Annotated in this window: 11 protein-coding genes; 8 read left to right on the top strand and 3 right to left on the bottom strand. The window is 56.0% G+C overall.

Annotation, left to right across the window (positions count from 1 at the left end):
• Positions 1-31: 31 nt before the first annotated feature.
• The 3 genes from KF752_18655 to KF752_18645 form a co-directional block, all read right to left on the bottom strand.
• Positions 32-1,369, bottom strand: coding sequence for a DUF11 domain-containing protein (locus tag KF752_18655; protein ID MBX3423582.1), 1,338 nt, complete (start codon positions 1,367-1,369; stop codon positions 32-34).
• 28 nt (positions 1,370-1,397) lie between these two features.
• The gene (locus KF752_18650) at positions 1,398-2,270 is read right to left on the bottom strand and encodes a hypothetical protein (GenBank protein MBX3423581.1); all 873 of its coding nucleotides are present in this window, start codon (positions 2,268-2,270) and stop codon (positions 1,398-1,400) included.
• A gap of 168 nt (positions 2,271-2,438) precedes the next feature.
• Positions 2,439-3,668: a hypothetical protein gene (locus KF752_18645; protein ID MBX3423580.1), complete on the bottom strand. Its 1,230-nt coding sequence runs from the start codon at positions 3,666-3,668 to the stop codon at positions 2,439-2,441.
• Between the two features lie 569 nt (positions 3,669-4,237).
• Here KF752_18645 and KF752_18640 point away from each other — a divergent pair.
• The 8 genes from KF752_18640 to KF752_18605 all read left to right on the top strand — a co-directional run bounded on the left by KF752_18640 (position 4,238) and on the right by KF752_18605 (position 13,120).
• Positions 4,238-4,972, top strand: coding sequence for a hypothetical protein (locus KF752_18640; protein MBX3423579.1), 735 nt, complete (start codon positions 4,238-4,240; stop codon positions 4,970-4,972).
• Between the two features lie 104 nt (positions 4,973-5,076).
• Positions 5,077-6,525 carry a hypothetical protein gene (locus KF752_18635; protein ID MBX3423578.1) on the top strand — a complete coding sequence of 483 codons (1,449 nt, stop codon included), beginning with the start codon at positions 5,077-5,079 and terminating at the stop codon, positions 6,523-6,525.
• 33 nt (positions 6,526-6,558) lie between these two features.
• Positions 6,559-7,923, top strand: coding sequence for a hypothetical protein (locus KF752_18630; protein ID MBX3423577.1), 1,365 nt, complete (start codon positions 6,559-6,561; stop codon positions 7,921-7,923).
• A gap of 39 nt (positions 7,924-7,962) precedes the next feature.
• Positions 7,963-8,640: a hypothetical protein gene (locus tag KF752_18625; protein MBX3423576.1), complete on the top strand. Its 678-nt coding sequence runs from the start codon at positions 7,963-7,965 to the stop codon at positions 8,638-8,640.
• Positions 8,641-8,655: 15 nt separating this feature from the next.
• A complete protein-coding gene (locus KF752_18620; protein MBX3423575.1) occupies positions 8,656-9,996 on the top strand; it encodes a FliI/YscN family ATPase in 1,341 nt (446 codons plus the stop codon).
• A gap of 15 nt (positions 9,997-10,011) precedes the next feature.
• Positions 10,012-10,548: a flagellar export protein FliJ gene (gene fliJ / locus KF752_18615; protein MBX3423574.1), complete on the top strand. Its 537-nt coding sequence runs from the start codon at positions 10,012-10,014 to the stop codon at positions 10,546-10,548.
• A gap of 3 nt (positions 10,549-10,551) precedes the next feature.
• Complete coding sequence (locus KF752_18610; GenBank protein MBX3423573.1) at positions 10,552-11,217, top strand: hypothetical protein; 666 nt, start codon at positions 10,552-10,554, stop codon at positions 11,215-11,217.
• Positions 11,218-11,275: 58 nt separating this feature from the next.
• Positions 11,276-13,120, top strand: a complete 1,845-nt coding sequence (locus KF752_18605) for a flagellar hook-length control protein FliK (GenBank protein MBX3423572.1) — start codon at positions 11,276-11,278, stop codon at positions 13,118-13,120.
• Positions 13,121-13,264: the final 144 nt, after the last annotated feature.

Below are 13,264 nucleotides of genomic sequence, written 5' to 3'. Positions count from 1 at the left end.
TTACGAAGAGTTAGGCGCGCAACCCGGCCGGCTAGCGCACCCGACAGTCAAAACTGATGACTCCTCCTTCGTGCGGCTGGACGGTTGACTCAATTTCCCAACGCAGCAGACTCGATCCGGCCTCGTTGACTTCGACTTTGAAGCCTGCCCGGACGCTGCTATGTTGGCTTGCTTCAATATACTCCAGCCGAGGCATCAGGCTATCCAACACGACAAGTTTATTAAGCTTACCGGGGCTGATATTTTCGTAACGAATGGTAAATCTAATAATATCGCCAGGACCCGCCATGGTATGTGATGCTGACTTGGTCAAGCGGATACCACACTTGTCGGGATTTTCGTACACATGAACGTCGGCGGGCGACTTGTTTCCGAGCAATACGGGCACGGGCTGGTCGTCCACCAGCACAACTAGCGATTCGGGTTGATATGTGGTTTCTACTGGTACGCGAACCTGCCGAACATCGGCTCGCTCGCGCTGGGCAGCTCGATCTACGACATTAACATCCACATTCATCAAAGCCGCTACGGCATCGCTAACTGGCAGTGCCGGCAAGGCCGACTCCAAGGGTAAGCTGGCACGTTGCTCTTCAAATCGATCCAGTTGTTGTACCTGCTTGCGACCGATGGTGCCCAGAGACGCAGACACTTGAATAGCAGGATTGCGGTCGTCGACACCGCTGGCAACTACGGGTGCGTAGACTCTTCCCGTCGATTGCGCGTTCTCTGCCAGCACGGCTCCGGTTACTTGTCTGACCGCTCCGAATCGGGGTGCATACACGGCGACACGATTGGAGGGCTGCAGGCACACTTTACCCCCTTCAGTTTGGTAATAAGCGACAGTATCCGTCGCTTCTACTCCCGCCGCTCGCCAGTCCTCAAGCGCAACAGCCGGTTCTTGTCCATCTCCGCCATCAAAGACATACTCTTGTTCGTCAACAATCGGCGTGTAGCCGTAATAACCTTCGTCGGGTGCTGGACCGCACACGTAGCTACCTTCGCCAGACGGTGGACCGGGAATCTGACCGCGGTGGTGATTGCCAATGCACCCTCTGGCATGCGTAGCTCGATCTACGGACGTTGGACAACCCTGACCCTCAGCAAATGGACTATCGGCGGGACATTGACAACTGGCCTGGACGATTTTGCAATCCCACGCTGCTTTACTCTTTGCGACCGCCGTACAGCCTTCGGCAGACTGTATCGACTCTGGTTGTGTAAGCTGCGAAGTTGTTTCAAAGACGTTAGCTCTTTTCGAACTGCTGAGCGCGCCACACCCCGCCATCGCGCAGCACAGACTCACAGCGCCCGCGATCAAGCCGCCATTGCTGAGTCGCTGTCTATTGTTAGCTAATGAACGATACAACATGCCGCATAGGCCTCGTAAGTAGCGCAGGTCAATCGTGTAGTCGAACGCGCGGAATATTTTCGCCGGTACCTTCGGAGTAAATGGCTTCGGGCCGCTGCACGGGTTGCATTTCTGGCCAACGCCCCTGCTTGATCATGGCGTCGCGATTCGGAGCCACCTGCAATGGCAACCAGGGTGGGCACCCGCAGGTGAAGTCAGATAGATCATTCGCCAAATCGTTGGGGACTCGCGAGCCGATGCGTAGGATGGCCACAGGTCGGCCCAAGAGATCGGCTGTGTGCAATGCGTTGTCGCGTGGACTAACGTCTGTAGTCATCTGCTGGCCAGGCAAAGTTGTCCACGGTGCGGCCGAGTGTGAATCTTCCACGTAGATCACTCGCGTCACCAAGGCACCATCCAACGCGAGTTCCAAATCTTCTTCGGTTAACACTACGGGAATGGGGAAGCGGTGCTCCCGGCCAGCTGGGCTGTAAACTCGGTCGATGACCTCTAAAGTGGGAAACAGCTCTAGCCCTTCGCGATACGGAATGTTCGTCACGCGAAAGCGGTATGTTGCTCCAACCAACATCGCCGTCGTAACTGGAGCGGTGATCGGCGCTAAAAATTGACCGTCGCGGGCCAAGCCAACCTTCAAACCTGGCGGGCCTTCAATCGAAACCGCAGTCAACGTCCCTACGGACGGCTTTCCCCCGGCCCACTGAGCTGCCGCGACAACTCCAGGCGGCGCAGATGCACTGAGCAACGCGTGTCCTGTACCCCGCAGGTTAGACTGCTGAGCTGATAGCGGACCGGCCAGCGCCACGCAACAAACGATGACGCCGCTGGCGGCCACTGTTCGCAAACCCCGAATCGCGAAATGGATCAGCCAGCCGGCGCCCGTCGCTGGTTTACCTTGGCTCATCCGCATGTCCCTAGTTCTTTCGCAGCTCGCTTGCCAGCCTGGACGAAGTTGATTGACCTGCCTGCTGTTCGTTGTGGACAGCTTGGCTACAGTGCCACCGACAACCGCGAGTAACTCGTCAATCGCAGGTGGCAACTTGTGATCACCACGTTTGTTGGGCCTGGACTGTCAGTACGCTCCAGCTCCGCCACCCATGCCCGACTGAGCCCCCATATCAGGCCCAACGTTCTGGCTATGCCTCATGTAAAGCGGCATACCGGTGGGAACTCCGGGATGAATGTTCTGCTCACGAATCTTGACGTGGCTGGGTGGGTTCGGATAACTGACTCCCGGCGTCTGACGCACGTTGACTTGAACGTGACTGACCGGGTCAGGAATGTGTGTGTGAGTCGTATTGCGAATGGTGTGCTTTTGCAGACCAGCCGGAGTACCCAACGGGATATGTGGAGGACCAGGTAGGCCAATCGGCGTTCCCGAGTAGGTCATACCATACTGCGGTCCAGTGACTCCCGCCACGTATCCGGGCAGCGAAGTTGGCACGCCGCCCATCATCAGGCAACCATTGGGCCCACCAGCCCCAGCGATCATAGCGGCTGTCATCATCGGCAAACCACCGTTCTGATTGGACATTTCAATGTCCTTGTTGCCGATACGCACAATCGCCAGGATCGCACCGCGACGATCAGCTTCGACAATTGGATCAAGTCCGGGCTCCAAACGGTTGCTGGACATGACTCCCACACCGGCCAGTGCGTCGCCTTGATATTCTGGATCTGGCAGGTAGATCACCTTGGTGACGAAATTGCCGCCGATGACGAACTGGAAATCGTCCTGTGTGAACTGAACGGGTATGGCGTTGTGCGCCAGATAGGCTGCAGTGCGAATGTTGCCGGCCGCAACCTCCAGCGTGGGGTACAGTTCAACGCCCTCAAGACCAACGATGTTGGTTAGTTTCAAACGGAAGATTCCGCCTTGGGGAAATTCCAAACGACCTGGAACGTACAGCGGTTGGCTGCCAAAGCTGCCATCGCCAATACTGTCGAAGTGAATTTGCATTCCGTCGGGATTGCTGAACAGCACTTGGATGTTGGCCGATCCAGGCATCATGCCAGCCATCATACCGCCAGAAGCTACGCCGTCGCCTGAGCCACAGCAGCCTGAGGAGCAGGCGTGCGAGGCGGGAATAACATCCCCGCCCATACCACCGTATGCAGCCAGCTGACCACCTGCCATCGCAGCGATTTCAGCTCCCATCACACCAGGACCGGGACCACCTACTCCTGGGCCGGGTTCGAGCAATTGCTGGGCGGACGGTAGATTATGTCGCGCCGTTGACGCACAGCCGACCAGGCTGCCCAAGACGATTGCGGCTAGAGTCAGGTTCAGACGCACTCTCATGCTTTGCTCCTTGCTGTGGCACGATGTGACTTTTGAGCCACGATCGGCCTACGAACATTTTGATCCCGAGTAGGCTTTTGTTGTATTTTCGAGGTCTCCAGCCGTGCCCCACAGGCAATTCGACTGGACATTCTTAGCGTCGGTACCGTACTATCCGGTCCGACTTGTGCTCCGCAGTTCCCCACAACCGATTGACTGCGGCACACCGCGCATTGCGAGGCACTGCACAGCAACACAGCCGATGTGGCTTATGTTCGGTACATTCCCACCGATTTCTTTGATAAATTCGCTATAACCCATCCATGTGGAACAGATTGCCAAGTCGAAATGCGTGCAATCATGGCCTGCCACGACGATTGGTGCGGCGGGCTTGGCTTGTAATATCCGTCTGTTGTTTGAGCGGAAACGGCTGCTTTGCCGACGAGGAAGGCCTTCTTCCACCCTCTTCCGCTGAATCCCCGTCGTACTCCCCGGCATCTCGGGAAATTGCCACTCAAGTTCTACATCGCTGTCTATTGGACGCAGTCTGGGGCAAACCGGCGATTTGCGATTTGCGTCAGACGACACGCATGTACAGCAAGTCGCGAGTAGGCTTCGGCAAGTTCGTCCGAGTAGGGCAGGGTAGCGGCAAGCTGCGGCTGAGCCTACAAGTTCCGGCTGGTGATCAAATGAGTTCTCTCATTCAAATCAGCGACGGAGAATTGCTATCAACCATCGTCTCCATCGGAAAACATTCGATGCGCTCGCAGGTCGACCTAGGTAAAGTCCGTGAACGGCTGTCGATCACTTCCCAGTCGCTGCATAATCCGACAGTTGCCATGTACTTGGCCATTGGCGGTCAAGCCGAATTGCTGCGGCGATTGATCCAGCAATATCAGTGGCTCGACATCTCTGAAGGCCAACTCGGTCAACAAAAAGTGTGGTGGCTGAAGGGACAACGTACTGAAGAGCCACTGGACGACGGCTCACAAGCCCAAGTCGATTTGCGACTTCACGACGCCAGCGCCGAAATGCTGCCAACTCAGGCATCGGTAGCTATCGGCCACACCGAAAGCGCCATGCCGTTTTGGCTGTACCAGGTCGAGCAGTGGAGCCTTCCCAAACCGCAAGATAAAGTCAAACTGCGCGTAGTTACCGAATGGGATGCTCCCACTGTGCTGACCAGCCAACAGTTGGACCCCGAATGGTTCCGCCTGGCCGCTGGAGACAACCTGCAACTACAGGAAACGCGTGAAGAAACCAAACTCTACCTGCCACCCTTGGGAAGCGCTGCTACTTCCGAGGGAAATTCAGTTCGCTACTGAGCTGATGAGATTGCCCATTTTAGCTTGTTACTCTGGCGCACTTATCCTACGATCCGTCGGCGTTTGCCAGCAGTCATTCATATTGAGTCAAGGAAGCCGCGCAGATGATTACCATCCCTTGCCGCCTCGCCGGGCACTGGACCTCCGTTGCACGAACCGTGATCCAGTACGTACCAACTGGCATTTGGCTGATTGGGGCAATTGTCGTTGTTGGAGGCTGTCGGTCGTCACTCACGCCGCTGTCTGGACTTCGCCAGCAGCCAGACTTCGATCGTTTGCTCGAGCTGGAGAGAGCGGGAGACGACCCTACACCGACCTCTGAGTCCACTACGAGCGCACCGGCGAAATCGTCCAGCAAGACTCAAGTCGCTCAGCGACGCCCCGGTCAGGCAGCTCAACGCAGAATCTCCGATCAGGACCAGATCTCCGACCACGACCAGCAGGACTCAGAGCTAATCGATGACGAAGAGGATTCTCCAATCGCTCACCAGCAATTGCTACAGCGTACACAATTCGCCCTGCAACGCAGCAGCGAGCAACCTCCGGCACCTGTGCAGTCTGCTCATGCTTCAGAGTCCAAGCCCGATACAAGGTCGACCGCTGACAATCGCCAACCATCCGAAGTTTCACGACCAGCCAGACAACAAGCGTCGTCAACCACTCCGGTGGTTCAAACCGCATCTTTCAATCAGCCACCAGCAGCGGTAGTTGAAGCTGCCGTGATTGAAGCTGCCACAGTCAATGCGGCTGAGACAACCGCCGAAGCTGTACCTGCGTCAGCCATCAAAGAAAGTCGCTACACGTCTGACGACAGTCCAGTGTCTCCATCAGCATCAGCAGAATTGGATTGGGAACAGCATCTGCGATTAGCGATCGAACAGTTGAACCGATCTGGCGACGATAGCCTAAGCGCTCGGCCCCAAGAGCGGAATCGCAGGGCAATCATTTCCCGACTCTTGGCACTGGCACTGGGCGACCGCGAGCAGATGTTGAGAAAGATTGACAGCTTGCAACCCGGCGAGCAGGACTACTTTAACTACCAATTGTCGGCACTATTTGATGCAGCAGATCCCGAAGGCAATCCAGTCAGCAGTCGCCGCTGGTCGTTGGTGATGTTGAATCAACGCAAGGCACACGACTATCTGACAGCGCTTAGCAACCTAGAAGTAAACAACGTCACGTTCTGCACCGAAGTCGAGAGTTTTGGAGTCACCACTCGATTCCCGAATTACCACTTCACTGCCGACCAAGAAGTGTTGTTGTACTGCGAGCTGGACAATTTCGCGTGTGAAAAGAACGCTTCTGGGCAAGGCTTTGAAACACAACTTCAGGGCAGTTATGAGATCGTCGATGCCTCAGGCAAGCGAGTGGCGGATCAGTTGTTGCCACTGGACACACATGTCTGCCGCAATCGACGGCGTGATTACTTCATCGCATATCGCATCTACATGCCACCTAACATAGACGCCGGTGACTATACCCTCAAATTGACAGTGGAAGACCTGAAGGGCCGCAAGTTCGGACAGGCTGATATCAAATTCAAGATTCAATAGTTCAATGACTCGCTCGATGCATGTTTGGCAGGAATGACCACGTCCACGTCTGAAAGCCGCTTACGTCAGATTGCCGTGCTGGTAGCCAGCATCGACCAGGCTGCCGCGCGTCAATTGCTACTCAGCTTGCCCTCGGAGACGGCGCGCGCGATTCGCACGTTGGCGGCTAACCTTGGACCGATACCACCGGAAGAACGCCGCGCTCTGTTGGCCGAGTTCCAGAAGTCGCAAGCTGTGAACACGGTAGCCAGTTCCAAACCAGCCCCTGTCAGCAATTCCCTGTTGGACATCACCAACACGCCTGAGCAACAGAGTTTTCAGTCAGATACCGTCTCGGCTGCCGTCTCTCCAATGACAGCCGACAATCTGCCGCTGAATTCTGAAAGCCAAGCAGCCCGCAGTGCACCGGCGTGGACTGCCATGAGCATTCAAGCTCTGCTGGGATTTGTTAAACACGAACGCCCGCGAGTTATCGCGGTAATCGTTCATCAATTGCCGGCTGCCAAGGGGGTCAGTTTGTTGCAGCATCTTCCGCGCAGCGTGACTCGTGAAGTATTGAGCTGCTTGGGAAGCATTGAAGAAATTGACCCGGCCGCCATGCAAGCGATTGACGAACATCTGGCGCAGAGCCTGAGCGAGTATCAGCACAAAATCGACAGCCAGCAACAGAGCAACCGTAAGATCAACGACCTATTGGCTGCCGCACCTAGCCAACTGCGTGAGCAGTGGTCCGATTGGCTTCATCCCCACGGAAACGAAAGCGGTATTCCAGCCAATTCGACCAAAGCGACTACCGCGACGCTCGACCAGCTGTATAGCAGTGCCAGCATCACCACCAGCGATGCGCAATGGTCAACCGCTGCAAAACCAAGTCACGTAGCAGCATCCGCCAACCTGTCCGCATTTCCAACTTCCGGCCAAACTTCGGGACATCCCGAGTCAAACAACATTGATGGATCGCCAGCTTCAGCCAACCAGTCACGGGCTGCCAATGCTGCTATCGATTCCGCGCATGCATCAGGCGACCTACCGCGAATCTTACCCTTCGAGCCTCGCAGAACCACCAGTCAGAATAGCAGTCCTCAGCACATGTCTCGTGATGCGACGACGGTGCCGGCTGAATTCGAGAGAATCCTCAATCTGCCACCCGAGCAATTAGCGGTATTGCTCAGCAGCCTTGATTCACGAACCGTTCTGCTTGCACTGGCGGGTGCGTCGCCTGAGTTTATGAAACGGTTTTACAACCTGCTGGAACCGGCTGATGCGCGCATGTTGGATGGGCGCCTGCGTAAAATTGGACCGGTTCACCTGCGTGAGATCGATCAGGCTCAACAACGAGTGCTCGCCGCTTACCAGTTGCTGCGACAGAATACGTCTCTAGCCACTCGAGCTGCATAGTAACAACCTCAGCCACCAGCATTCACGGCATACTCCACGATGGCCTCTGTACTCAAACCCGACACGCTTCAACGCGGCAAGACAACCGCCATTCCGATTGCATTTAACGTCCAAGATGTGCAGTCACGGGCTCAAGACTATCTAGCCGAAATTCAACAACGGGCGGACGAGATTCTGGCGGAAGCTCACACTCAGGCCCAGCAAATCAAGGAACAAGCTCGCAAGGATGGCTTGACAGCCGCACAAGCTGAAGTCGAACGACAAATTGAGGAGCGAGCTGGCAAACTGAGCGACCAGCGCTGTCGCACCGCCATTGCCGCGTGTCAAAAGAGTGTCGATAAGCTGACCTCGGAAACTAGTCAGTGGCTGGCCCGGTGGCGTGATCAAACGGTCGAACTGTCTGCCAAGATTGCCGAGAAACTGATACGCCGCGAAATGGCCGTTGACCAGGAGCTGTTGCGTGTCTGGATGGAAGAAGCCATCGTGGCACTCCGCGACCAGCGCGAGATACGCGTGTTGGTTCATCCAGACGACTTTGCCGTGGCCGGTAGGTTTTTGCAGAACCTGATTCAGACCATGCCCCACGCGGGGGCCATTGAAGTTACACCAGACCCCCAAGTCGAACCCGGCGGCTGCATCGCCAAATCGCAGCATGGACAGATCGACCAACAACTCCAGACTCAGTTACTGCGTCTGACAGCTCAACTATCGGGCTAACTCCAGGAGACCGCGATGGCATCAGCATTACCGGCACTCATGGACAGGCAGCGACTGCATCGCGCTTTGGACAAGTCCGTCAGCAGCGGCATCGAGGGCACCATCTGGTCAGTCGGTCGCAATGCGATCGAAGCCGTGGCCTTGCCGGTGCCCATGGGAGCGCTGTGCCAGATATCTCGTCGAGGTCGTGGCAGCTTGGACGCAGAAGTTATCGGATTCGCCGGTGCAATCACACTGCTGGCCCCGTTGGATGGGGCTGAAGGCATCTCGCCAGGCGATCGTGTGCGATTGGTCGAATCGTCCATCACTATCCCCGTCGGTCCTGAAATGTTGGGTCGAGTGTTCGACGCAGCCGGACGGGCAATCGATGGTCAGCCTCAACCACAGGCAACTGGTCGAGCACCCCTGGATGCCGATCCTGTACCCGCCATGCAGCGACCGCCCATTGACCGCGTATTGACCACGGGCGTACGCGCCATCGATGCGCTGCTAACGCTCGGACGTGGACAGCGCATCGGAATCTTCGCTGGCTCAGGTGTCGGCAAAAGTACGCTGCTGGGCATGATGGCGCGCGGCACCGATGCCGATGTGATTGTGATTGGACTGGTGGGCGAACGAGGCCGCGAAGTTCAAGAATATCTACAGCGCGAATTGGATCCGCAATCGCGCAAACGCTGCGTGACCATTGTGGCCACCAGCGATCAACCGGCCCTGCGCCGCGTACAAGCCGCAATGGCTGCCACAGCAGTGGCCGAATACTTTCGCGACAGCGGTAAGCATGTACTGTTGTTGATGGACTCAGTTACACGATTTGCCACGGCGCAGCGCGAAATCGGCTTGTCTGCTGGGGAAGCACCCACCACGCGGGGTTATCCGCCCAGCGTTTTTAGCATGCTGCCTCGATTGGTCGAACGATCCGGCATGGGTCCTCAAGGATCGATCACTGGCATATACACCGTGTTAGTCGAGGGCGATGACACCAACGAACCGATCAGCGATACATTGCGAGGCCTACTGGACGGCCACTTCGTGCTCTCGCGCAAGATCGCTCATCAAGCGCGCTATCCAGCGTTGGACATCTTGGCCAGCCTCAGCCGACTACAAACTCACTTGGTCAACCAAGAACACCTGGGCTACTGCCAACAGATTCGCAATTTGATGAGTGTCTACGCTGCCAATGAAGACATGATCACCATCGGTGCCTATCAACGCGGCTCCAACCTGATCGTGGATCACGCTATCACGCTGAGGCCGGCCATCGAACAATTCCTCAGCCAACCGGCTCGCGACTGCGCCGCGTGGCAAGCCACTACCGAACAATTAAGGCTATTAGCCGAACAATCACCAGCTACATAAGGTCGTGATACCCCGATGTCCAACTTTCGATTCACACTGTCCAGCGTTCAAAAACTGCGTCAGCGTCTGCGCGACGACGCTGCCAAGTCGCTGCAGCAATCGCAGCGGGCAATCGACCAGTTGAACGAACATGTGCAACAATTGTTGGCAGACGTTAATGAACAAGTTGTCCTGCAGAGCCAAGCCAATCAAGGCTTGGTGCATACCCAAAAGCTGCTTGAATCACAACGCTATCAACTGCATCTGCTCAACCAGATCGAAGTTGCGCGTGAAAAAATTTCGCTAATTCAACAGGAACGCCAGCGCCGCCACCAGATTTTAATTCAGAAGGAACAGGATGTTCGCGCGCTAGAAAAACTGCAGCATTCACAATGGCAACACTGGCAACAAGCTGAAGCGGCTCGACAGCAATATCGCCTGGACGAATGGGCCAGCTATCGACACTGGGAATCGGCAAGCCAGTTGCCGGGAGGCTCCACCGGAATCTCATCTTCCGCCAATGCTGTCAATGCGCAGCCCAACAGCTCCAATCCATCGCTTCTCGGAGAATAACCCATGGGCCTGATTGTGCGATTATTGACCGCATTGTGCGTGGCCACGGTCATTGCCCAGCTTATGATCCTGGGCATCATGGCCGGCAAAGGGAACCTTCATAAATCAACGGTCACCCAGGCGCTGGCCCTGGTCAATGGGATCGACTTGACCGGCGAGCAGTTGGCCGAGGTGTTCGAGAAGGAGCGGCAAGTTCCAACACCGACACATGAAGAAATTCTAGATCAACGCGCTCGGATGAGTGTCGATTTGCAGAACCAACAAGATGCGATCGCCCGAGAACGCGAGACGCTTACCAAAATGCTGGCCGAGCTCGATACAAAGGCTGCAGATTTCGATCGCCGCCGTCAAGAATACCTGAACTCAGTTGACCAACTGCAAAAAAAGGCCGCTAGCGAAAAGCTGATGCAAGTCCAACGAACCATCGAAGAATTAGCACCAGATCAAGCTAAAGATCAACTGATTCGCATGTTGGCCGCCGAGCGAATGGAGGAAGTTGTAGCAATCGTTAAAGTAATGGACCCCGCCAAACGAAAGAAGATATTGGGGGAGTTTGCTGATCGTGAGGATTCAGGCAAGCTGCATGATATCCTGATGACAATGCTAGCTGGTGAACCCGTAGCCAATCTGATTGGCGACCAGCACCAAAGTTCGCAGAATACTCCATAAAGCTCCCCAACAGCCGCCGGTCGGCAGTGCCGGATTCTGGCGGTACAGGGGGAATTTTATGATGGAATCCAAAGTCGGTCCATTGACCGGCACCAGCCCATGGAACCTGCCCGGTCAAACCTATTGGCCAACGCGCAACATTGCCACGCGGGTTGATTTCGAATCACTATTAGCGCTGCCTGCGCAGGCTCTTACCAAGCCCGCCACATCGCCATCACAAGATTCTGGCTCAGATACAAGCCAAGCGCGACTGAGTCATGAGCCGCCGACCGACCAAGCCTGCGATGCTCAGGATTGCTCGCCGACCGCATCTTCAGATCAGGCAGCCCGGCCGGACCGAGAGCAGCAACAATCCGAAAGCCAAGCAACATCGAATATTCAATCCGAAGCCATGGATGCTGTGCATTATGTAGCGCCAATTCAGAACACTCAAACTCAGACCGATGCACGCCCAGCTGAAGTACAAACCGTAAGCCTGGCATCTGCTGGGGGGGAGCTACAGGTAGCCGGAAGGACAGATGGCGACCAATCCCAATCCGAAAAGAGCGACACATTAGCAATGGTGTCCGAAGTTGTATCTGCTGACCCTGAAGCTGGCCACGAAGATGTTTTCGACGTAGATGCCTCCAAGCTGAATCACGAAACGCATCGTACTGACCAGCCACGCGCCAAAAAATCAAAAACCGCAGAGTCATCCGACAGACAAAATGAAGCCAACCGTCAAACGGAGACCGCCGAGCAGTTATTACAACCTGCCGCGCAAGGCACGAAATTAATAGTCCAGGCTGCGCCGGGCCAAACCTTGACCGACTTGACAAGCGAAATGCCACTAGGACCAGCCCCTACAGCCAAGGCAATCGAACTGGGCGCCGAAAATACTCAACCTCGCCGTGGATCAGGACGTCGCAATCGAGCGAGTCGAGCTGATCGAGCTGGCAGCCTAGCAAACACAAGCCGTGAAATGACGGTGACTGGTCGCAATACAGTTCTGAATGGGAACGACAAGCAAGGTCTGCAGGACACCGCCGACGCACGGGCAGTTCGAGCTGCCGCGATTCCGTCATCCAAACAAGACTTGAATCCCGCAAGTCTCAATGTCGGGCAACCATCGACGGAAAAAAGTTCTGCCGTAGGTACGCCCATTGCTGTCAACAATAGTCTGATCGGCGCAGACCCGAGTACCAACCACGAACCCAGTTCGGTTCTGCCGACGACAATGATGGGCCATCATATGGCCACTGCAAGTAGTGGGGAGTCCGCCACAGCAGCGCAACCACTTGCGGCTGCCGGTAGTACGAGCAACGCTGATGCTGCCTCTGCACGCGGCAACTCGCCTACTACGCCACACAGCGCAACAACGCAGACCGGCTCTGCTGTCGGAGGCAATGGAGCTACTGAGTCCAAGCCAACAGTCTCGGGCGACGGCCAGTCAGCAAACATGAGTCAAATTGATCGGGCGCGACTTGTACAGCGCGTGGCTCGCAGTTTTTCGCGGCTTGGTCCCGACGGTGGCAATCTTCAATTGCGACTGCATCCGCCGGAACTTGGTTCACTGGCGGTTCAAGTTCGGCTGGACGGTCGCAATCTGTCGGCTCATATGACGACTCAGTCCGAGATGGCCCGCGAAGTCATCATGGAATCGCTACCTCAATTGCGCAGTCAATTGGCCGATCAAGGCTTTACAGTAGTTGATTTTTCGGTCGAGGTTGGAGGACAGGGCGCGGAGTTTGGTGGACAGAATGATGGACAGCAACAACACTCACCTTCGAACCTGTCGTCACCACCGACCGATTGGCGCCGCTCACTCCACCTGCGACGGCAACTGGATCTCGGCCAGGGTTCTGACACACCACTGCGCAAGGCAACTGCCGTGACCGCCCAGGGCATTGACTTGCAAGCCTAAGGCTAGCATGACTGGTCGGTCTCAATTGAAGTGGACGCCAAGCCGCATGGACCTATAGACTCAGCCGTAGCTACCGTCGCCAGACGGTGGACGGGCAACACCGGCGTCGCACACTGTACCCGCCACGCTCTAGGCGAGCGAAGC

Source organism: Pirellulaceae bacterium, assembly GCA_019636385.1.
Classification (GTDB): domain Bacteria; phylum Planctomycetota; class Planctomycetia; order Pirellulales; family Pirellulaceae; genus Aureliella.
The sequence above is the reverse complement of the archived record's forward strand: the minus strand, read 5'-3'. Positions and strand labels throughout refer to the sequence as shown.

What these genes read in the sequence shown, in the direction of transcription:
- KF752_18655 (MBX3423582.1), bottom strand. Translation starts at nt 1,369, where the DNA reads ATGTTGTATCGTTCATTAGCTAACAATAGACAGCGACTCAGCAATGGC.
- KF752_18650 (MBX3423581.1), bottom strand. Translation starts at nt 2,270, where the DNA reads ATGAGCCAAGGTAAACCAGCGACGGGCGCCGGCTGGCTGATCCATTTC.
- KF752_18645 (MBX3423580.1), bottom strand. Translation starts at nt 3,668, where the DNA reads ATGAGAGTGCGTCTGAACCTGACTCTAGCCGCAATCGTCTTGGGCAGC.
- KF752_18640 (MBX3423579.1), top strand. Translation starts at nt 4,238, where the DNA reads ATGTACAGCAAGTCGCGAGTAGGCTTCGGCAAGTTCGTCCGAGTAGGG.
- KF752_18635 (MBX3423578.1), top strand. Translation starts at nt 5,077, where the DNA reads ATGATTACCATCCCTTGCCGCCTCGCCGGGCACTGGACCTCCGTTGCA.
- KF752_18630 (MBX3423577.1), top strand. Translation starts at nt 6,559, where the DNA reads ATGACCACGTCCACGTCTGAAAGCCGCTTACGTCAGATTGCCGTGCTG.
- KF752_18625 (MBX3423576.1), top strand. Translation starts at nt 7,963, where the DNA reads ATGGCCTCTGTACTCAAACCCGACACGCTTCAACGCGGCAAGACAACC.
- KF752_18620 (MBX3423575.1), top strand. Translation starts at nt 8,656, where the DNA reads ATGGCATCAGCATTACCGGCACTCATGGACAGGCAGCGACTGCATCGC.
- fliJ (MBX3423574.1), top strand. Translation starts at nt 10,012, where the DNA reads ATGTCCAACTTTCGATTCACACTGTCCAGCGTTCAAAAACTGCGTCAG.
- KF752_18610 (MBX3423573.1), top strand. Translation starts at nt 10,552, where the DNA reads ATGGGCCTGATTGTGCGATTATTGACCGCATTGTGCGTGGCCACGGTC.
- KF752_18605 (MBX3423572.1), top strand. Translation starts at nt 11,276, where the DNA reads ATGATGGAATCCAAAGTCGGTCCATTGACCGGCACCAGCCCATGGAAC.